The organism is bacterium (assembly GCA_023150945.1).
In the GTDB taxonomy this organism is placed as follows: domain Bacteria; phylum Zhuqueibacterota; class Zhuqueibacteria; order Zhuqueibacterales; family Zhuqueibacteraceae; genus Coneutiohabitans.
This window is the reverse complement of sequence record JAKLJX010000030.1, coordinates 1-20738: the sequence shown is the minus strand read 5'-3', so window position 1 is coordinate 20738 and position 20738 is coordinate 1. Positions and strand designations below refer to the sequence as shown.

Here is a 20738-nt window from a genome sequence, read left to right as displayed (position 1 = left end):
GTCGGCTGCCCGCTGCAACCCGCGTAAGCAGGGTACGATGATCTCGCCGTTTGCTGCAAAATCGCTTCGCCTCTTCCTCTCGCCTTCATTCGATCACGATTTCATCTGCAAACAACCAGGCCTCGCCGCCGGCGGCATAGTGCCACGTAGGACAGTGGCCGATATTGCGAGCGCGCACGCGCACGTAGCGGCCGGTCAAATCCTCAAATGCGCGGGAAAATTCCTGCAGCATCGCGCCTTGATCTGCCGGCGTGGTTTCGTGGCGGAATGCGGCAATGGTCTTGAAATTCTCACTGTCATCTGAGACCGCAAATTCCACTGCCGTGGGAAAGAAGATCCAGGATCCCACATTCTGCAGAAACCCGACCGCAATCCGGCGCAAGGGGCGCACCCGGCCGCAATCGACGATCGCCTCCAAATCATCCTTTTGATAACCCTGCCAGGCGCCGCTGCGAAAGTTGGCGGTGCCGCGCACGAAATCGACCAACGCCTGATCCCCGCCGCCGGTGTAAGGCGGGCGGTATACCGAGCGCAGCTCCAGCCGGCGTTGTTCGGGCATGGCAATAAAGGTTGCCTGTTCGACCTGGCTGGGGCGCATTCCTTCTTTGAAGGCAATCGCCTTCACCGTGGTGGTGGCTTTCACATGAATGGGATTCTCGTAACGCGCCGCTGCCGCAGTAGGCACGCTGCCCTCGAGCGTGTAATGCAGCGTCGCGCCGGGCGTGGGACTCGCGAGGCGAACGGCTAGCGAGTCGAAGAATGAGGCCGAGGGTGCTTGAATCACGGGTGTCACCACTGCCGGCCGTGCCGTGATGCTCGCGTGGGGCCGATCTTCCGCGGCAGTTGCCCAGCGATAATTGGGCACAGCGCCCATCTGCAGAGTCAACTTGCCGCCGGCCAGGAGGTCGGCGTGCCGCAAAAAGGATTGGCGATAATCCTTCCCGCCCAGGCGCGCGGACTGGACATATTGGTTCGCGGCAGAAACTTGCTCGCTGGCAATGACGAAGCGCGTGCTGTCCTCGAGGTGAAGCGTGGCCTGTTCGAACAGCGGGCTGCCGATGACATAGAAATCTGATCCGGGACAAACGGGATAGAAACCCAGCGCGCTGAACACATACCAGGCCGACAATTGGCCGCAGTCATCATTGCCGCACAATCCCTCGGGCGAGTTGGTGTAGAACTTCGTCATGATTTCTCGCACGCGTTCCTGGGTTTTCCACGGCGCGCCGGCGTAGTTGTACAAATAAGCCACGTGATGGCAAGGCTCGTTGCCGTGGGCGTACTGGCCGATCATGCCGGAAATATCGGGTTGAAACTTTCCCGGCAGCGCGGAGTCGGCGTGAAACAGCGAATCGAGTTTGGCGATGAACGCCGCGTCGCCGCCGAGCAGCGCAATGTGATCATTCACCGCATGCGGCACGAAGAAGCGATAGTGCCAGGCATTGGCCTCGGTGTATTCGAAAATGACTTCCGCAGGATCAAAAGGCGCGATCCAGCCGCCGTTGCGCCGGCCGCGCATGAAGCCGGTGTGCGGCTCGAACAGATTGCGGTAGAATTGCGCGCGTTCGAGGTAAACCCGCTCGGTTTCGCGCTCGCCCAGCCAGCCGGCCATCTGCGCGAGGCACCAGTCGTCGTAGGCATACTCCAGGGTCTTCGACACCGATTCCGCCTCGTCCTCGGCGGGAATGTAGCCGAGCGCGCGATAAGGCCGCAGGCCAAGCTCATCGGCTTCGGCGCTGTGGCGCATCGCGGCCAGCGCCTGGTGCGCCTCGAAACCGCGAATGCCCTTGGCATAAGCATCGGCAATCACCGGCACGGCGTGATAGCCGATCATCGTGCCGGTTTCGTTGCCCGCCAATTCCCACACCGGCAACCGGCCAGCTTGCCGGTACTGCGCCAGCATGGTCTTGATAAAATCGCGGCTGCGTTCTCTCTCGAGAATGGTAAAGAGCGGATGGGTGGCGCGGAACGTGTCCCACAAGGAGAAAACGGTGTAGTTGGTGAAATGCTCTGCCCGATGCACCCGGCCATCGCGGCCGCGATAACGGCCGTCAACATCCATGAACAAGTTGGGCGCCAGCAGGGTGTGATAGAGCGCGGTGTAGAACACCGTGGCCTGGTCTGCTGAGCCACCGATTATCGCGATTTTCCCCAGCGCAGCATGCCACGCCGCTTCAGCCGCCCGCCGCACGCGGGCAAAATCCCAATCCGGAATCTCCTGCTGCAAATTGCGCCGCGCGCCGGCAATACTGACCGCCGAGAGGCCGACTTTTACCAGAATCTCCTGCTGCGGCCGCGTGGTGTAGCGCACGAAAGCCTGCAGATTCGTGCCCGCGGCTTTGGCCCGGCCGGGAAGAATCCGGCCCCCCTCAGCAACGCCGCAGGCGGCAAACGGCTGGGAGAACTGCGCCACGAAGTAGACGCGCTGATCCGCGGCCCAGCCCTGCGAGCGGCGCAAACCCGCGATTTCCGTGTCGCTGACAAACTCCAGCTCCGCCTCCAACACGCGATCCGGGCCCAGGCCGTGCAGCAAATCGAGAATGATATTCGCCTCCGAGGAAGCCGGGAAAACATACTTGTGCAGGCCGGCGCGGGCGGTGGTTGTCAACTCCACGGCGATGCCATGCTCCTCGAGCAGGACGCGGTAGTAGCCGGCATGTGCCTGTTCGGTGGCGTGGCGGAATCTCGAACGATAGCCCGACTGCGGTTGATCTTCGGAACCGGGCGTGAGCTGCAGTACGCCGATGGTCGGCATGAGCAAAATGTCGCCGTAATCGATTGCGCCGGTGCCGCTCAGATGGGTGTGGCTGAAGCCCAGAATCGTGCTGTCGGAGTAATGATAGCCGGCGCAGGCATCCCAGCCCTGCACGCGCGTGTCGGGGCTGAGCTGTACCATGCCGAAGGGCAGGCTGGCGCCGGGAAAGGTGTGGCCGTGGCCGCCGGTACCGATAAGGGGATTGACCAGGCGGGCATAATCGGCGGTGCCGGCCGGCGCGCTGGCGACCGCGGCCGGCAGCAGGAGCAGAAGCAACAAGATTGCCTTCATTGTCTTTTCCTTCCAAAATAGGGCCGCCCGGGCGGCACCCCGGTGGCAGTCATGAGAAGCCGCCCGGCCAGCGCAACAAAAATTCTTATAGGAATCCTAAATTTCTGCTTGCATCGGGCACGCCGCATCTTTATATTGCTTAGGATTCCAAATCAACTGATTCTCCTCACTTCATCACAGGAGCAAACCGATGCACACCACTCGCTTGCTGCGGCGCGCCGGCCTGGTGCCGGCTGCCGGTCTGCTGATTGCGCTGGCCGCCCTGGCCGCCAACCCCTCCCGCCCGGTGGCTTATCCCGAGGGCTATCGCCAATGGGCACACGTCAAGACCATGATCCTGCAGGAAGGCCATCCGCTGTATGAGACCTTCGGCGGCATGCACCACATCTATGCCAACGCCAGTGCCCTCACCGCCATGAAAGCCGGCCAAGCCTATCCCGACGGCGCCGTGCTGGTGTTCGATCTGCTCGAAGCGAAAACGGAGAACAACGCCGTGGTCGAGGGTAGCCGCAAAGTTGTCGGCGTGATGCAAAAAGACAGCAAGAAATTCGCGGAGACCGGCGGCTGGGGCTTCGAGGGTTTCAAGGGTGATACGCGCGAGCGCGTGGTTACCGACGCGCAGACCGCCTGCTTCGCCTGCCATGCCGGCCAGAAGGACAAGGATTACGTGTTCGCCAGCTTCCGGCCATGAAACGGCCTCACGTTTGTCTGCTGTTTTCAGTGTTGACTTTGGTGCTGGCAGGGATTATCATGCGGCCGCGTCTTCACCCGGCGCCGCCGGGCGCGCAGATTTACAGCGAGTGGGGATGCGGCACGTGTCATGGCGTTGACCAGCGGGGCACAGCGACCGGACCGCCGTTGCAGGACCTGGCGCAGCACTGGCAGCGGAAGGAATTGCAGCAGTACCTCCAGCATCCCGCCACGATACGCGCCCATGACACGCGGCTGCAAGCGCTGGCGCAACGTTATCAACCCATCATCATGCCCGCCGCTGAAGACTTGCGGCCTGAGCAAATCAGCGCGCTGGCAGATTACCTTTTGCAGCATTGACCTTTGGCCGGCCGGCAGCCGCCGCGCCGGCCAGCATGACGAATACTGCAACGTGAAGTCGAATTCTACTGCACAGACAAATTGCCCCAAGGGGCGAAAGGTAGAAGCGAAGGGCAACGCCCTGGAAAAGAAAACCGTAATCAGGAGAAATCACCAAGCCCCAGGGACAAATGCGACAGCTCCTATCAGTTCCCAGGGCGCTGCCCGTGGGCTATGACATGCGACCCCGTCGCGGTCAACCCGGCCTTCTAAACGAGGAGAGTGTACACCTAACGTTGCAGTACCAACCCATGAGAAAATGGCATGGCAGGCCTATTTGATCCCGCGCACCAGCACGAAAATCCCGACGCCAAGATTGCGGCCGCGCTCGAGCGGCTGTCGCAGGCTTTTCGGGTGTTATTGTGGGAGCAGAACAAAGAACACAACCTCAGCCCGATTCAGATTCAATTCCTGGTGTTCCTGCTGCATCACAGCAAGACTGCCTGCACCGTGAGTTTGCTGGCGCGGGAATTCATGCTGACGCCCGCCACCGTGAGCGACGCGCTGACCACACTCGAGGGCAAGGAGTTGATCGAGCGGGCGCGCTCCGAGATTGACCGGCGAGTGGCCACGCTCCGCCTGACGCCACAGGGCCGCAAAGTCGCGCGCAAACTGGCGAGTTGGGCGGAAGTGGTGCAAACCGGCCTCGCCACTGCTGCTCCGCAGGAGAAGCTGGTGGTGATGCAGTTTCTGATGCGCTTGATCGCCAATCTCCAGCAGGCCGGCGTGGTGAGCGTGGCCCGCATGTGCCTCACCTGCCGTTTCTTCCAGCCCAACCCTGATCCCCAGTCCACCGCGCCGCACTATTGTCGATTGCTCAATCAACCGCTCAGCCCGGCCGGGCTGCGGTTCGATTGCCCCGATCATGAGCCGGCTGCTGAGCCGGCGTGATCCTCTCAGGCCGCCAACTCCAGCTCGGCCCACTTCCCCTCTCCCTCCCACACGCGCACGGTGAAAGGGTAGCGCCATCTTTCCCGGAAACGCCGTGCGAGCATCTCGCAGATGTTTTCCACCGAGGGATATTCCAGAAAATCATTGAGGGATTTGTGATCATACTCGGCCAGCACGGCGCGGATGATTTGCTTCATGTCGCCGAAATCGAGGATCATCCCGGTTTTGTTTTCGCCGGTGATGATGACTTCGACCTTGTAGGTGTGGCCGTGGATCCTGCCGCATTTTTCATGGCCGGGGAGGAAGTGGGCGCAATCCATGTATTCGATATAACCAAGCTTCATGGCAAATCTCCGGAATCGAATCAACGCGGGTGACGGAATGACGGCGGACGGCAGCCGCAACCGAATGGCGCAATGGTCGAGAATTTCCGGGAGAAATGCAAGTTTGGAAAATGTGCTTGCTTGCCGTGAAAAAAATCCTAAACTCTCAGCCGTTAAATCGCAGCGTTGGTGAATGGTTTGCAGGGAAGGAGGTTGCATGCTCAATTACATCTGGCTGGGATTGATCGTCATCGCGGTGGTGACCGGCGCGGCCACCGGCAACATTCAGCAGGTCACCAAGCAGGCGTTCGATTCCGCGGAGACCGCGGTCAAAATCGCGTTGGGCTTGATCAGCATCATGACGCTGTGGCTGGGCATCATGAAGATTGCCGAGCAGGCGGGCTTCATCCGCATGCTGGCCCGCGCCCTGGCGCCGGTGATGCGCCGGCTGTTCCCGGAAGTGCCGCCGGAACATCCGGCGATGGGCGCGATGCTGCTCAACATCGCCGCCAACTGGCTGGGCCTGAGCAACGCCGCCACGCCCTTCGGCCTGAAAGCAATGGAGGAACTGCAGCAGCTCAATCCCAAAAAAGACACCGCCACCAACGCCATGGCGATGTTCCTTGGCATCAACACTGCCAGCATCACCCTGATTCCGAGCACGATCATCGGCATCCGGGTCTCGCTGCAATCCAACAATCCCTTCGAGATCATCGGCACCACCATTTTCGCGAGCGTTTGCGCCACCACCACGGCGATCATCGTGGCAAAACTGTTGAGCGGGCTCCCGGCGTACCGCAAGGACGATCCGCAGCTCACCGCGCCACCACCGGAGGGCCAACATGGGTGATTTTTTCCGCGCCGCACTCGAATTGATTTCGACCTGGGCAATCCCGGCTTTGCTGCTGGTGATCCCGCTGGTCGGCTTCTTCCGCAAAGTCAAAGTCTATGAATGTTTCGTGGAGGGCGCAAAGGAGGGGTTCAATGTCGCCGTTCGCATCATTCCGTTTCTGGTGGCGATTCTGTTTGCAATCGGCATGTTTCGCGCCTCCGGCGCCATGGATCTGTTCGTGAAGCTGCTCTCGCCGGTGACGGATTGGATCGGTCTGCCGGCGGAGGCCCTGCCGGTGGCCCTGATGCGGCCGCTCTCCGGCAGCGGCTCGCTCGGTCTCGCCACCGAATTGATGAAAACCCACGGCCCGGATTCATTCATCGGCCGGTTGGTTTCCACCATGTACGGCAGCACCGAGACGACTTTCTATGTTCTGGCGGTCTACTTTGGTTCGGTCTCCATCAAGAAAATCCGGCATGCGCTGGCGACCGGCTTGATTGCGGACGTGGCCGGCTTGCTCGCCGCGGTTTTCATCTGCCATTTGATTTTTGGATGAACCGCTCGCCGGGCTTGCAGTTGCACGGGCGGGGTGTTATTTTCCCGGCCGGCGTTTCCATTCAACTTGACAACCTAATGAGGTATGCAGTGCAATTTCTTCATTCCCCTCGCTACCATTGGCTCAAAGGCCTCGGCGTGTTGCTGGTGTTGCTCGGACTGGCCGGCTGCAGCGCCAGTCGCACCGCCAGCAAACCGGAACGGCCGGCAACCACCCGCACGGCGCCGCGGCCGACCACACCTGCAACCCGGCCCGCCACTGCTCCCGCGAATACTCCGGCAGCCGATCCCGCCGGCATGACCTATGACGAATCCTTTGATCCCTCCACTTTGCGCGAGCCGCCATTCGACATTCCCCCCAAGCTGCCGCGCGAACAGGTGCAATCGCAATCCTTTGTTCAAGTGCAAACTGACACGGCGGCGGGCGATACGTCCTGGGTGACGGTGTCCGGTTACCAGCTGCAGTTGCTACAAACCGAGGACGGCCAGCAGGCGCGCGAGGCCATGAAAATCGCGATACTTGATCTCGACACTGAAGTGCAGGTGATCTACGAACCGCCGTACTACAAAGTGCGAGCCGGGCGCTTCGTCAATCGCTATGATGCGGAACGGCTGCAGAAGCTGGCGGATGAGAAGGGATACACCTATGCCTGGGTGGTGCGCACTCTGGTGCGGGTGCGTGCCTATGAGTTGAGCAACCAGCAGTGACTTGCGTCCACCTGCTGAAGCGATTCTGACAAGTTACCATCGTTCGGTTTGGCACGCCCGGAATAACTGGCGAAATTTCAAGGGCTTTGTTCATTCCGGTGCCAAAATTCCGTTTGGAAACCGAACGATTTTTTATTAAATTGCGCCGTCAATTTTGGGAGAGAAGCATGTCTGGTCACAATAAATGGGCCAAAGTCAAACATGTGAAGGCCAAGCAAGATGCGATTCGCGGCCGCATCTTCACGCGTCTCATCAAGGAGATTGCCCTGGCTGCCCGCAACGGCGGCGGCGATGAAAACTCGAATGCGCGCTTGCGCAAGGCCATTCAGGATGCCAAGGCCGCCAACATGCCGGCGGCCAACATCGAGCGCGCGATCAAACGCGGCACCGGCGAGCTGGAAGGCGTGAGCTATGAAGAAGCCACCTACGAAGGCTATGGCCCGGGCGGCGCCGCGCTGATCGTCGAGGTCGTCACCGACAACAAGAACCGCACGGTGGCCGACATTCGCCACTTGTTCTCCAAACATGGCGGCAACATGGCGGAATCCGGCGCGGTGGCCTGGATGTTCGAGAAGAAGGGTATTTTCACGGTGACCACCGGCGGCCGCAGCGAAGACGAATTGCTCGAAGCCGTCATTGACGCCGGCGCGGAGGATCTGAAATACGATCCCGAATCCTCCGACATCCTGTCCACCCCCGCGGATTTCGAAGCCGTGAAAGCCTCGCTCGAAAAGAAGGGCATCGCCATCGAAAAGGCGGAAGTGGGGATGTATCCCAAGAATACCGTCAAGGTGGATGGCAACGACGCAGTCAGGCTGCTCAAGCTCATGGACGTGCTCGATGAGCATGACGACGTGCAGCACGTCTATTCGAACTTCGACATTGCCGATGAGGTCATGAGCCAGTTGGAATAGCCTGCTGACGCCTTCCAATCACGCACACAATTCTTCTATCCCGCGACGAACACTTGCGATGCAGGGATGCCTAATTTTGGGAGCAGATCCCGGATTGATCACGACCGGTCTTGGCTTGATCGAAGCCAGGGGCGGTCATTGTTTTTATAGAGGGTCTGCCGCGATTGCGCCGCCGCGCGACTGGGCGCTCGAACGCCGCCTGGAGCATCTCTTCACTGCGACTTGCGAATTCCTGGCCACGCACCGGCCCGCTTTCATGGTGGTCGAGAAACTCATTCATGTGCAGAATTCGCAGGTGGCGCTCAAGCTCGGGCATGCCCGCGGCGTGTTGCTGCTCGCCAGCGCGCGTTCCGGCGTGCCGATGGTCGATTACACTCCTCGCGAAGTGAAGCTCGCGGTCTCCGGCAACGGCGCAGCTTCGAAGGAACAGATTCAAAGAATGGTGCAGGCGGTGTTGGGCATGAAAGAACTGCCCGTGCCGCACGACATTGCCGATGGTTTGGCGCTGGCCATTTGCCACGCCCATCGTACGCTCAAGCCAGCCCGCAACGCCCTGGCCTGAACAGGCACGCCACGGCAAAATTCCCGGGCTTTGCTGCCACCTCAAACCTGGCCTGATAGAATGATTGCGCAACTGCACGGCCGCCTGATCAACAAATCTCCCGCCCGCCTCCTGCTCGAGGTCAATGGCGTCGGCTACGACATTGCGATTCCCCTTTCCACCTATGAGAAACTCGGGCCGGTGGGTGACAGCACCACGGTGTTCACCCACTTGCTGGTGCGGGAAGACGCGCTGCAGCTTTTCGGGTTTGCCACGCAGGAGGAGAAGCAGCTCTTCTTGCATCTGCTCACCGTCAACGGCGTCGGCCCCAAAGTGGCGCAGAGCATTTTGAGCGGCTGCACGGTCGAGACTTTCTGCCGCTACATACAGCACAATGAAGTCGGTGCGTTGACCGCCATTCCGGGAATCGGCAAAAAAACCGCGGAACGGCTAGTGGTGGAGTTGCGCGACCGGCTGGCGGGCTTGGCGGTCGCGGGCGAATCCGCGGCCGCGCCGGCGGTGTCGGCGCAGGCCAATGAGGCGTTGCTCGCCCTGGTTTCGCTGGGCTATCCGCGGCCGGCCGCGGAAAAGGCGATCAAACGGGCGGTGGAAGAAAACGGCGCGCTGAGCGTGGAAGCGTTGCTCAAAGCCGCGTTGCGCCACATTTGAATGAACGAGCTCGAACATGGCTGAGAAATTACTGCACGTCAACGATCGGCGCGCCACCAATCCCGATGTCCTGGAAGGTGAGCGTGATTTCGATCAGCGGCTGCGGCCGGCACTGCTGGACGATTTCATCGGCCAGGAAAAGATGAAGAACAACCTGCGCGTGTTCATGCAGGCGGCGCGCGGCCGCCACGAAGCGCTCGATCACGTGTTGCTCTACGGCCCGCCCGGCTTGGGCAAGACCACGCTGGCCAACATCATTGCCAACGAGATGGGCACGCAGCTCAAGAACACTTCCGGGCCGGTGTTGGAAAAAGCCGGAGATTTGGCCGGCTTGCTGACCAACCTGGGCGAGGGAGACGTGCTCTTCATCGACGAAATCCACCGCCTGAATCGCGTGGTGGAGGAATACCTCTATCCCGCGATGGAAGACTACAAGCTCGACATCATCATCGACAAGGGCGCCAACGCGCGCTCGATTCAACTGCGGCTGCCCAAGTTCACCCTGGTGGGCGCCACCACCCGCGCCGGCCTGCTCACCAGCCCGATGCGCGCCCGCTTCGGCGTGGTCATCCGGCTTGATTACTACACCGCCGAGCAACTGCGCATCATCGTCGAGCGCTCGGCGCGCATTCTGCAAATCGCGATCGCGCCGGCGGCTGCGGTGGAGATCGCGCGCCGCTCGCGCGGCACGCCGCGCATTGCCAACCGCCTGTTGCGCCGGGTGCGTGACTTTGCCCAGATCGACGGCGACGGCGTGGTCAGCCTGGAGCTGGCAAAATCTTCGCTGGCGCAACTCGATGTCGACGAACTCGGCCTGGACGAGATGGACAAGCGCCTGCTGCGCACGCTGATCGAAAAGTTCAGCGGCGGGCCGGTGGGCGTCAACACGCTGGCGGTGGCGGTGGGCGAAGAAGCCGGCACGCTCGAAGAAATCTATGAACCCTTTTTGATCCAGGAGGGTTTTTTGAAGCGCACACCGCGCGGCCGGGTGGTCACGCCGCGTGCCTATCAGCATCTCGGTTTTTCACGGCCGCCACACCAAGCTGCCACCCAGCAGGAATTTTGGTGAGCGCCGCGGGCTTTTGCATACTCCCAACGCCGCCACCCCGGCGGCGCCGCTCGCTCGCGAGGGGCGAACTGCTAACCAAATGGAAAGACGTTGACCGATGAAACTATCTGATTTCAAGATCAACATTCCGGAAAAACTTATTGCGCAATACCCCGAAAAAAAGCGCGACAAGTCCAAGCTCATGGTGGTTGACCGCGAGCAGAAGACGATCGATGAGAAAGTCTTTTCCGACATCGTAGACTACTTCGGGCCGGACGACTGTTTGGTGATCAATGAGACCAAGGTTTTTCCGGCACGCTTGATCGGCACCAAGGACAAGACCGAAGCCAAAGTCGAAATCTTTCTGCTGCGCCAGTTGGAAAACGGCCTGTGGGAAGTGTTGGTGCGGCCGGCACGCAAAGTGCGCGTCGGCAACCGCCTCTCGGTCGGCCGCGATTTGGCCTGCGACGTGATCGACAACACCGTTTCCGGCGGCCGCGTCGTGCGCTTCAACTTCAACGGCGATTTCTTCGAGATCGTCGAGAAGCTCGGCCAGTCGCCGCTGCCGCCTTACGTCAAGCGCAGCCCCGAGCCGATGGACAAGGAGCGCTATCAGACCGTCTATGCCAATATCCGCGGCGCGGTGGCGGCGCCGACCGCTGGCCTGCATTTCACCAAAGAGCTGTTGAAAAAGATTTCCAATAAGGGCACGCGCATCGTGCCGATCGTGCTCCATCTCGGCTTGGGCAGCTTCCGGCCGGTGATCGTCGAAGATTTGAGCCGCCACAAGATGGATTCGGAATACTTCGAAATCAGCCCGCTCACCGCGCAAGCCATCAACGAAACCATGAAAAAAGGCGGCAAGGTCTATGCGGTGGGCACCAGCGTGGTGCGCGCGCTCGAAACCGAAGTCACCAGCGAAGGCTGGGTCAAACCCGGCCGCGGCTGGACCGACAAATTCATCTTTCCGCCCTACGAGTTCAAAATCGTCGACCGGCTGATCACCAACTTTCACATGCCGTGCTCCACCATGTTGATGTTGGTTTGCGCCTTTGCCAATCGTGACCTCATCTTCAAGGCCTATCGCAAAGCCGTCAAGGAGAAGTGGCGTTTCTTCAGTTATGGCGATGCCATGTTGATTCTTTAGTCCAGTCCATGGAGAACGGCGTGCAAGCTTCCGCGATCATCGTCGCCGCCGGGCAGGGAACGCGGTTTGGCAGCGAATTGCCCAAGCAGTTTCTCCTGCTCTGCGGCCGCCCCATTCTGGCGCACACGCTGCTGCGCTTCGAGCAAGCGGAGGCAATTACCGCGGTGGCGCTGGTGGCGGCAGCGGGTTGGGAGTCTTACATCGAACGCGAGATCATCGCCCGCTTTCAGATCAAGAAGTGCCGCCCTCTGGTCACCGGCGGTGAGCATCGCCAGGACTCGGTGTGGGCGGGCTTGCAAGCGCTCAATCCTTCCGCCGGCAGCGTGGTCGTGGTGCATGATGCCGTGCGGCCGCTGTTCTCGCCCGGCCTGCTGGCACGCGTGCTCGCCGGCTGCGAGCAGGCCGAGGGTTGCATTCCGGGCGTGCCGCCGAAGGACACGGTGAAGGAAATTTCCGCACAAAACATCACCAAGACGGTGAATCGCGAAATACTGCGGCTGGCACAGACCCCGCAGGCCTTTCGCGCGCGCGCGCTCAAGCAGGCGTTCAAGCGGGCACGCGAAGAAAACTATTACGCCACCGATGAGGCGGGATTGATCGAACACGTGGGCGGCAAAGTCGTGTGGGTGGAGGGGGAGGAGAAGAACTTGAAAATCACCACGCCGAGCGATTTGCAAGTGGCGGAACTCTTTGCGCGGGAGCTCGGCACGTGCGCGTAGGTTTTGGCTACGATGTTCATCCGCTGGTCAGCGGTCGGCCGATGATTCTCGGCGGGGTCACCATTCCCCATGACACCGGCTTTGCCGGCCACTCGGATGCCGACGTGCTCAGCCACGCCATCGGCGACGCGCTGCTGGGCGCCGCCAATCTCGGCGACTTGGGCACACATTTTCCGGATAGCAGTCCGCGCTTCGCCAATGTCTCCAGCCTGCTGCTGCTGCAGGAGATTGCCCGGCTGCTGGGCGAGCAGCACTATACCATCATCAATATCGATTCCACCCTCGTGCTCGAGGCGCCCAAGGTCATGCGCTTCGCTCCACAGATGCGCGAAAATCTTGCCTCTGCCCTCTCCCTCGCTCCCACTCAAATCTCCATCAAAGCAACCACCTCGGAAAAGTTGAGCTTCATCGGCCGGCAGGAAGGCGCAGCCGCTTTTGCCGTGGCGTTGATCGAACAAAAGCAAGAGTCGCTCCGCTAACGAATGCAATGGGGAAGGCAGGCATCGGGCGGGAAAGCTTGCCGTGGAGAAATCGATCCCAACGGAACGGTTTCTCCACGGTGATCAAGCAAGGTGCGAGGGGCACTATGCGCGCTGCGAAAAAGCAGTCTGGCTCTGCGCCGCGCTTTTTTTTCTCCCCCCAACACCGGCAACCGGGCGTCAATAAACTTCCAACTCGTGCGCCAGCAGCCGATCCTGCTCGAACAAGAAGCGGCCGTCAAAGCGTCTGCCCGCCAGCATCTGCGGCAGCCAGAGGCGATCATCGGCCCACATCTCGTCATAGGGAATGTGATCGATCGGAGTCCACAACGGCGTGGCCTCCTCGGTCTCCTGCGGTTCACCCTCCCAGGCGGTGGCGGTGAACACGCGCACGTGCAGTGCCAAGCCATCCACAAACTGGAAGCGGAGCGTGCCGCGCTCTTCCACGTCCAGCGGCGTGATGCACAATTCTTCCTGCACCTCGCGAATGGCGCACTGGCGCGGCGTTTCACCGGGATCGATGCGGCCGCCCGGCGCATTGATTTTGCCGGCGCCCAGTCCGCGCTTTTTGCGGATGAGCAACAGCCGGCTGTCCTGCATCACAAACAGCAGAGTGGCGCGCATGAGCGGCTGCCAGTTGGCCCAGTCGATCTGAGCGAAGCGCGCGTCGTTATGATTGTGATCCCGGTGGGGCATGGCCGCGACTGTGCTCATTTCTTGAAAATCTTCTTGAAGAATTGCTGCAGGTCGGCCCAGGACTTTTCGTCGGCGGCACGATTGTAACCCAGCGGCAGGTTGAACTTCTGGGCCGCGCTGTCGGCTGCCGGGTTGGTGAAGCTGTGCTTGGCATCGGGATACGAAATGAACTGGAAGTCGACCTTGGCGTCCGTCATCTCTTTCTGCAAGGCCGCGATCTGCTCCGCCGTGGCAAATTGATCCGCCGCGCCGTGGCACACCAGCACCGCCGCTTTCACCTTTCCCGGCTGCGCCGGCGTTTGCGTGCCGTAGCTGCCGTGAAAACTCGCCACGCCCTTGAGAGCCACGCCCAGGCGCGCCATCTGCAGCACCACGCCGCCGCCGAAGCAATAGCCGATCGCCGCAATGCGGGTGGAATCCGTCGTGCGGTGTTTTTTGAGCAGTGCCAGGGCGGCCTCGAATCTCGCCTGGGCGGCGGGCATGTTTTGCATCACGGCACCGGCGAATTTGCCGGCGTCTTCGGGATGCTCGGCGCGCTTGCCGTCGCCATACATATCGACGGCCAGCGCAGTGTAGCCAAGCTGCGCCAGCATATCGGCGCGGTGGCGGGCATATTCATTATGGCCCCACCATTCATGCACCACCAGAACGCCGGGACGGCGGCCTTTCACCGCGTCATCATAGGCGAGATATCCCTTCATCGTCACGCCGCCGGCAGCATAGGTCACCTGCTCGTGCCGGACTTCGGCAAAGGCAGTAACCATGGCCGCCAGCACCAGAATGAATGCGGGACGAACGACTTTCATAACAGCCTCCTTTGGTTGATGATCTTGCGGCACTGCAGATGATGCGCAGAGACCTCGCCGCGCAAACCTGCAGCCCCGGCGACCCGCCGGGCAATTGCGCGCGGAATATAAAGATCAAACCGGCAATCCGCAATTGGGAATTTCTTGCGGCCGCGCCATGCCACAGTGACTGTGGGTAACGCAGTCAGCATGTCGACTGCCGGCGGGACGTCTGCGCGGCGTTTACCACCGTGACGGAATCCATATCCGCCGGTTGACTTTCGATTTGACATTCAAGCGATCATTGCCTACTTTCCGGCGTCCTCAGGAGCACTCAAAAGGGAAATCTGCATGCTGCGATCGATTCTTCTCGCGCTGGCGGCGGCCATGCTGCCGGCGATTGTCGTCGCCCAGCCGCAAACCAACAAACCCGCCCAGCCGAGTTACCAAGTGGGCGAGACGATTGCATCCGAGACCTTTGTCTACAATCGCATCGGTGAAAAGAAACATCTGCTCGAGCTTGCCGGCCCGGAGACCAAAGTCATCTACCTCCTGCTGTTCGGCGGCGCCAGCGCCAGCCCGGTTGAAACCTACGGCGGCATTTGGTGCAACGATTCCTTCAACGACCTGCCGATTTCCAATTACCTCTATCTCAAATATCGCGAACGCGGCGTCACCTTCGTGGCCGTGGCCTGCCCGCCGGTCTACAGCGAGCAGGATTACGGTTACCCCGGCGACACGTTTCTCGCGCTGCCCGAGAGCGACCCGGCCTGGCAGCAGGAATACGAACGCTTCGTGCAGACGACCTGTGCGTTGCAGGACAACCGCGTCATTCCGTTCGATCGCATCTATTTCGATCCCAAATTCCGGCTGATGTTCAATCGCAAGAAGTACGCCGAGGGCGTGGCCTTCTCTGATTCGATTTTCCCGTGGATGGGCAAACTCAAACCGGCCAGCGACCGGCAAAGCCATTCCCTGCCCGCGATCTGGTTGCTCTCTCCCAGCGGCCAGGTGCTGCACGAAGCGTTCGTGGGGAATCGCTACGGTACGGTTACCCAGCGCATCATTTTCACGGTGCGCGACCTCGAAGCGGCACTGGAAAAAATCCTGCAGCAGTGACTCAGCCATGTATCGCGAAGATCAATTCCAGCAAAATCTGCCCCCGGGCGAATCCATTGTCGGCAAGAACGTGGTGCGCAAAGAGGGCCAGGCGAAGATCATGGGACAGGCGCAGTACGTCGACGATCTCACCTACCCCGGCATGCTGTACGGCAAAACCATCCGCAGCACGATTGCGCGCGGCACCATCACCGCGATTCACTTCGACCCGCAATTCGATTGGTCCGCCGTCGTGGTGGCCGACTATCGCGACATTCCCGGCCGCAACGTGGTGGCGTTGATCGAAGCTGACCAGCCGTTGCTGGTGGAACGCGAAGTGCAGCATCACGACGAGCCGGTTCTGCTGCTGGCCTGCGGCGACCGCGAGCTGCTGGAAGAGGCCGCACGCCACATTCAAATTTCCTACCAAGAGAAGCCGGCGGTGCTGCACATGCAGCAGGCCATCGCTGCCGGTGAAAGCGGCGACGCCGGCATGATCATCCGGCCGCCGGACAACACCATCAAAAAATACTGCATCGAACGCGGTGATCTCGAGGCCGGATTCCGCCAGGCCGAAGTCATCGTCGCGGGCACCTATCGCACCGGCTTGCAGGAGCACGTGTACATCGAGCCGCAGGGCATGATCGCCATCCCCGGCGCCGACGGCTCGCTCACGCTGCAAGGCTCACTGCAGTGCCCATACTACGTGCACAAGGCCATCAAGACGCTGTTCAATCTGCCCGATGACAAGGTGATCGTGGTGCAAACCACCACCGGCGGCGCATTCGGCGGCAAGGAGGAATATCCCAACATGATCGCCGGCCATGCCGCACTGCTGGCGTGGAAATCCGGCAAGCCGGTGAAGCTGGTCTATGATCGCCGCGAAGACATCGCCGCGACCACCAAGCGCCACGCCGCGCTGGTGCATCACAAAACCGGAGTGACCCGCGACGGCCGGCTGGTGGCCGCCGATATCGAGGTGATCATGGACGGCGGCGCCTATGCCACACTGAGCGCCGTGGTGCTCTCGCGCGGCGCGATTCATGCGCTCGGCCCCTACCGCTGCCCCAACGTACGCATTCGCGCGCGCGTGATGGCCACCAACACGCCGCCGGCCGGTGCGTTTCGCGGCTTCGGCGCGCCGCAGACTTGTTTTGCTTATGAAATGCAAATGAACCGCATTGCGCAAACGCTCGGCCTTTCTCCGCTCGAGCTGCGCCGCAAAAATCTCGTGCGGACCGGCGACATTACCGCCACCGGCCAGAAGCTCACGCTCAGCGTAAGCGCCGAACAAGTTTTGGAGGCGGCGGTGCAACGCGCACATTATGAAGCAGAACGCGCAGCAGCGGCAAAATCCTCCGGCTCACACAAGCGCCTCGGTGCCGGATTGTCGCTGTTCTATCACGGAGCCGGCTTCACCGGTAGCGGCGAGGCCCGGCTGCCCACCCGCGCCGGCGTGGAATTGCTGCCGGAAGGCAAAGTGCGGATTCTCACCAGCTCCATCGAAATGGGCCAGGGCACGGAAACCGTCTTCTGCCAACTCGCCGCTGAAGCGCTGGGCATTTCCTATGACGACGTCGTCTTCGCGCAGCCCAACACCGCTTATGTGCCGGACAGCGGCCCAACCGTGGCCTCGCGCACGTGCATGATCGTGGGCAAGGCCCTGCAGGACGCCGCCCGCGAAATGAAAAACAGGCTCGAGCGCTTTGCCGCGGAAAAGTGGGAGGCACCGGACGCCAGGCTGCACAACGGCGAGTTGTGGATCGATCATCGCAGCGCGATCAGTTTCGCGCATCTCGCCCGGCAGTATTTCGAAGCTGAAGGCGAGCTGCGCGTGTTGCATGGCTACTCGCTGCCGCCCGATATCAAGTGGGACGATGACACCTATCGCGGCGATGCCTATCCGGTGTTTGGCTGGGGCGCGGAGGTCGCCAAAGTCGAGGTCGATCTGGACACCTTTGAAGTCAAAGTGCTGGAATGCGTTTCGGCGATTGATTGCGGCAAGGCGTTGCATCCGCTGCTGCTGGCAGGCCAGATCGAAGGCGGCACGCTGCAGGCCGTGGGCCATGCCACCATCGAGGAGGTGATCATGGAAAACGGCCGGGTGCTCAACGATCGCATGACCACCTGCCTCATTCCCACCGCATTGGATGCCCCGGAAATGCAGGTGGTGCTGATCGAGAATCCCTATCCTTTCGGCCCGCACGGCGCCAAGGGCATCGGCGAACTGCCGATGGATGGCGGCGCGGCGGCCGTGGCGGCGGCGGTGTGGCACGCGACCGGCGTGCTGCCGGAAGAAGTGCCGATGACTCCGGAAAAGCTGCAAGCCGCCCTCGCCCGGGCACAATCCGCAACCGGCGAAATGCCGCCGAGCATAGCCGGCGCTTGAGCGCAACTGCGGCGTGGGCTCAGCAACACTCAGGAGTGCGACTGCGCGATGGAAATTCACTTCGAAGTCAACGGCAAAGCCTGCCAGGTGGAAACACCGCCGATGAAGCGCCTGCTCGACGTGCTGCGCGAGGATTTGCATCTCACCGGCACCAAGGAAGGCTGCGGAGAAGGCGAATGCGGTTCGTGCTCGGTGATTCTCAACGGCGAAGTGGTCAACGCCTGCCTGGTGCCAGCCTGCCAAGTGGAAGCGAGCACGATCATTACCGTGGAAGGCCTGGCAGACGGCGGGCGATTGAGCGTGGTGCAACAGGCCTTCTTGGAACATGGCGGGGCGCAATGCGGCATTTGCACGCCCGGCATGTTGCTGGCCGCCACGGCTTTTCTCGAGGAAAATGCTGCACCGGAGCGCGAACAAATCAAAGCCGCGATTGCCGGCAATCTCTGCCGCTGCACCGGCTACATGAAAATCATCGATGCCATTGCCGCGGCAGCAAGCGGCCGGCTCGAACCTCAGAAATAAAGCTGCTCCTCCGCGATTGAGCGCAATTCTTTCAACTCGCGAGTCCGCATGATTTCGACAATCCAAGCCTGGTCACCCCGCACGCTGGCGGAGGCCTATCAACTCCTGGCGCAGGAGCAGGGCCGCATCAAAGTGCTGGCCGGCGGTACCGATTTGATGGTTTCGCTTCACGCGCGCACGGAATGCCCTCCGGCTTATTTGAATGTGTGGCCGCTGGCGGAATTGCGCGGCATAGCGGAAACAAACGAGTCCGTGCGCATCGGCGCGTTGACGACTTACACGCAACTCATGCGCTCGACGCCGGTGCAGCAACACGCGCCGATTTTGGCGGAAGCGGCCGGCGTGATCGGCGCCCGGCAAATTCAAAACCGCGGCACCCTGGGCGGCAACATCGTCAATGCCTCGCCCGCCGGCGACACGCTGCCCGTGCTCGCGGTGCTGGAGGCGGAGTTGGAAATCGGCAGCAGCCGCGGCATGCGCCTGGTGCCTTTCAATGCGTTCTACACCGGCTATCGCCGCACCGTGCTGGCGGCGGATGAATTGCTGCTGGCAGTGATCCTGCCGAAACGCCGGCCGCAGGAGCAGCACTATTTTCGCAAAGTGGGCACCCGCCAGGCGCAGGCCATTTCCAAAGTGGTGATGGCGCTGCTGCTGCAACAAACGCAGCCGGGCCGGGTGGATTTCATCAGGATTGCCCTGGGCAGCGTCGCGCCCACGGTAATGCGTGCGCCGCTAACCGAGGCGCTGTTGCAGAATCAATCCCTTTCCCCCGCTCGCATCGCGGCGGCACGCGAGCAAATGATGGCGGAAGTGCAGCCGATTTCCGATGTGCGCTCCACCGCCCTCTATCGCCGCACGATCGCGGGCAACATACTCGCAAGGGCTTTGTATGAGCTTGGGCAACGCAACTAGCCTGCTGAGGCGGGCGCTGCTGGTGCTGGCAGTGGGCAGCTTCGCGTGTGGCGGCGAAAAATTTCCGCTGCCGCAGCAACCCGAGGGCAGCGATGGCACGACGGTGGTGAGCGATACGACTTACCTGCAACTGCGGCCGGTGTGGAACGCGGAAACCGGATATGCTCTCAGCCAGCCGCAAGACGTGCTCGTGGGCCGCGAGCCGTTGATTTACATTGCCGACACCGGCAACGATCGCATTCTGATGCTGGATTTGGCGGGCAATCTGCTGGGACAATCGCAAACCATCGACAATCCGGTGGCGCTGACGCAGGATACGAAACTGAATCTGCTGGCGGTGACCGGCAGTAACAAGATTTACCGCCTCAATTTGGTGGCGGTGCAGCATCAAATTGCGCAGGCGCCGGTGGAGGCCGTTTTCACCGAGGTCGACAATCCCGATCGGCGCTACACCGGCATTGCCGCCCAATTGCAGTCGGTGCAGGGCCGCGCGGTCATCAACTATCTCGTCACGGCGACCGGCAATGAGAAGAATGACAATCAGATTCTGGTCTTCCCGGAGAGCTTTCAGGTGCGCGTTCCGGATGCCGCCAATCTCGAAGCCAATGGCTTGGGCATCATGTCGGCCTCCAATCCCAGCGGCATCACGGCGCTGCGGGATTTTTCGCCGGATTTCATTTTCTGCATGACGGGCCAGAATTCCTTCAAGGTGCAATGGCTGACGGCCGGTGAGTTCGGCTACGCACCGCGGCTGAATCCGGCCGAGGGCAATTTTGATCTCTTTGCCGCGGACAAGTTCTTGCAACCGGAAGACGTGGCGGTCGACGCGGAAGGCAACATCTACGTGATTGATGCCGAGCTGAACGCGCTGTTGAAATTTTCGGCGAATGGCGAGGAACAGCAATCGTTTGGCAGCGCCGGCTCCGGGGAAAAGCAATTCCACAATCCGCAGGGCGTGGCGTTTTTCGACAAGACGCTTTACGTGGCGGACACGGGGAATAACCGCATCGTGCGGTTCAAGCTGTCGACGGAGGTCAATCCTTGAGGGTGTCTGGTTGGGAAAGTTATTTGGGACAAAATAGTTGGATGTTTGTTGCGTGAGGGGGAAGCAGCTTTCTGCCTGATGAAGGCGCGCGCCGGCGTGAGGCAGTCAAACCGGGGAAATTTGAAACTGGGGTCACGTCAAGACACAAATCCTGTTAACTCGACAAATTTACATTGCGAAGACTACCGCAGAGTTGGCATGCCGGGATGGTCTGAATTCTCAGCGGCCTCTGCGTCTCCGCAGTGAATCTGACCTAGCCCAACTTCCGCAGATGAAGATTTTTTTGAAGCTTTTTGGGTAGCGGATCAAGGCTAAGCACTTGATTCCGTG

22 protein-coding genes are annotated in these 20738 nt (G+C 60.9%); 18 read left to right on the top strand and 4 right to left on the bottom strand.

The window, feature by feature from the left end:
* Positions 1-85: 85 nt before the first annotated feature.
* Positions 86-3046, bottom strand: coding sequence for a GH92 family glycosyl hydrolase (locus L6R21_25155; protein ID MCK6562502.1), 2961 nt, complete (start codon positions 3044-3046; stop codon positions 86-88).
* Between the two features lie 190 nt (positions 3047-3236).
* On the opposite strand from L6R21_25155, the gene L6R21_25150 reads away from it, so the two are divergent.
* From L6R21_25150 to L6R21_25140, 3 genes are all read left to right on the top strand, one after another.
* The gene (locus L6R21_25150; GenBank protein MCK6562501.1) at positions 3237-3737 is read left to right on the top strand and encodes a cytochrome P460 family protein; all 501 of its coding nucleotides are present in this window, start codon (positions 3237-3239) and stop codon (positions 3735-3737) included.
* Positions 3738-3796: 59 nt separating this feature from the next.
* Positions 3797-4096, top strand: a complete 300-nt coding sequence (locus L6R21_25145) for a cytochrome c (protein MCK6562500.1) — start codon at positions 3797-3799, stop codon at positions 4094-4096.
* A 303-nt stretch (positions 4097-4399) separates the two neighbouring features.
* Positions 4400-5026, top strand: a complete 627-nt coding sequence (locus L6R21_25140; GenBank protein MCK6562499.1) for a MarR family winged helix-turn-helix transcriptional regulator — start codon at positions 4400-4402, stop codon at positions 5024-5026.
* A gap of 5 nt (positions 5027-5031) precedes the next feature.
* On the opposite strand, the gene L6R21_25135 is transcribed toward L6R21_25140, so the two are convergent.
* Entirely contained in the window at positions 5032-5370 is a 339-nt protein-coding gene (locus L6R21_25135) for a 6-carboxytetrahydropterin synthase (protein ID MCK6562498.1), read from the bottom strand.
* Between the two features lie 196 nt (positions 5371-5566).
* Between L6R21_25135 and L6R21_25130 the strand changes: the two genes are divergently transcribed.
* The 10 genes from L6R21_25130 to ispF all read left to right on the top strand — a co-directional run bounded on the left by L6R21_25130 (position 5567) and on the right by ispF (position 12961).
* A complete protein-coding gene (locus L6R21_25130) occupies positions 5567-6199 on the top strand; it encodes a nucleoside recognition protein (protein ID MCK6562497.1) in 633 nt (210 codons plus the stop codon).
* Positions 6192-6737 carry a spore maturation protein gene (locus tag L6R21_25125; GenBank protein ID MCK6562496.1) on the top strand — a complete coding sequence of 182 codons (546 nt, stop codon included), beginning with the start codon at positions 6192-6194 and terminating at the stop codon, positions 6735-6737. Before L6R21_25130 ends, L6R21_25125 begins: the two co-directional genes overlap by 8 nt.
* 89 nt (positions 6738-6826) lie before the next feature.
* Positions 6827-7444 carry a hypothetical protein gene (locus L6R21_25120; protein ID MCK6562495.1) on the top strand — a complete coding sequence of 206 codons (618 nt, stop codon included), beginning with the start codon at positions 6827-6829 and terminating at the stop codon, positions 7442-7444.
* Positions 7445-7611: 167 nt separating this feature from the next.
* Positions 7612-8358 (top strand): YebC/PmpR family DNA-binding transcriptional regulator, encoded by a 747-nt coding sequence (locus L6R21_25115; GenBank protein MCK6562494.1) that lies wholly within the window; start codon positions 7612-7614, stop codon positions 8356-8358.
* A gap of 94 nt (positions 8359-8452) precedes the next feature.
* Positions 8453-8920 carry a crossover junction endodeoxyribonuclease RuvC gene (locus tag L6R21_25110; protein MCK6562493.1) on the top strand — a complete coding sequence of 156 codons (468 nt, stop codon included), beginning with the start codon at positions 8453-8455 and terminating at the stop codon, positions 8918-8920.
* A 60-nt stretch (positions 8921-8980) separates the two neighbouring features.
* Positions 8981-9568 (top strand): Holliday junction branch migration protein RuvA, encoded by a 588-nt coding sequence (gene ruvA / locus L6R21_25105; GenBank protein ID MCK6562492.1) that lies wholly within the window; start codon positions 8981-8983, stop codon positions 9566-9568.
* Positions 9569-9584: 16 nt separating this feature from the next.
* Entirely contained in the window at positions 9585-10637 is a 1053-nt protein-coding gene (gene ruvB, locus L6R21_25100; protein MCK6562491.1) for a Holliday junction branch migration DNA helicase RuvB, read from the top strand.
* A 97-nt stretch (positions 10638-10734) separates the two neighbouring features.
* Positions 10735-11763, top strand: coding sequence for a tRNA preQ1(34) S-adenosylmethionine ribosyltransferase-isomerase QueA (queA, locus tag L6R21_25095; protein MCK6562490.1), 1029 nt, complete (start codon positions 10735-10737; stop codon positions 11761-11763).
* 20 nt (positions 11764-11783) lie between these two features.
* Positions 11784-12482 (top strand): 2-C-methyl-D-erythritol 4-phosphate cytidylyltransferase, encoded by a 699-nt coding sequence (gene ispD / locus L6R21_25090; GenBank protein MCK6562489.1) that lies wholly within the window; start codon positions 11784-11786, stop codon positions 12480-12482.
* Positions 12473-12961, top strand: a complete 489-nt coding sequence (gene ispF / locus L6R21_25085) for a 2-C-methyl-D-erythritol 2,4-cyclodiphosphate synthase (protein MCK6562488.1) — start codon at positions 12473-12475, stop codon at positions 12959-12961. The genes ispD and ispF overlap by 10 nt, the downstream gene beginning before the upstream one ends.
* 180 nt (positions 12962-13141) lie before the next feature.
* Here ispF and L6R21_25080 read toward each other — a convergent pair whose 3' ends face one another.
* The gene (locus tag L6R21_25080) at positions 13142-13675 is read right to left on the bottom strand and encodes an 8-oxo-dGTP diphosphatase (protein MCK6562487.1); all 534 of its coding nucleotides are present in this window, start codon (positions 13673-13675) and stop codon (positions 13142-13144) included.
* A complete protein-coding gene (locus L6R21_25075; protein MCK6562486.1) occupies positions 13672-14463 on the bottom strand; it encodes a dienelactone hydrolase family protein in 792 nt (263 codons plus the stop codon). Before L6R21_25075 ends, L6R21_25080 begins: the two co-directional genes overlap by 4 nt.
* Positions 14464-14793: 330 nt before the next feature.
* On the opposite strand from L6R21_25075, the gene L6R21_25070 reads away from it, so the two are divergent.
* The 5 genes from L6R21_25070 to L6R21_25050 are packed head-to-tail and all read left to right on the top strand — an operon-like array spanning position 14794 to position 20408.
* A complete protein-coding gene (locus tag L6R21_25070) occupies positions 14794-15561 on the top strand; it encodes a hypothetical protein (GenBank protein MCK6562485.1) in 768 nt (255 codons plus the stop codon).
* A 7-nt stretch (positions 15562-15568) separates the two neighbouring features.
* Positions 15569-17929, top strand: a complete 2361-nt coding sequence (locus L6R21_25065) for a xanthine dehydrogenase family protein molybdopterin-binding subunit (protein ID MCK6562484.1) — start codon at positions 15569-15571, stop codon at positions 17927-17929.
* A gap of 48 nt (positions 17930-17977) precedes the next feature.
* Positions 17978-18451 (top strand): (2Fe-2S)-binding protein, encoded by a 474-nt coding sequence (locus L6R21_25060; GenBank protein MCK6562483.1) that lies wholly within the window; start codon positions 17978-17980, stop codon positions 18449-18451.
* 48 nt (positions 18452-18499) lie between these two features.
* Positions 18500-19363, top strand: a complete 864-nt coding sequence (locus L6R21_25055; protein MCK6562482.1) for a xanthine dehydrogenase family protein subunit M — start codon at positions 18500-18502, stop codon at positions 19361-19363.
* A complete protein-coding gene (locus L6R21_25050) occupies positions 19341-20408 on the top strand; it encodes an NHL repeat-containing protein (protein MCK6562481.1) in 1068 nt (355 codons plus the stop codon). The genes L6R21_25055 and L6R21_25050 overlap by 23 nt, the downstream gene beginning before the upstream one ends.
* The last annotated feature ends 330 nt before the right edge of the window (positions 20409-20738 follow it).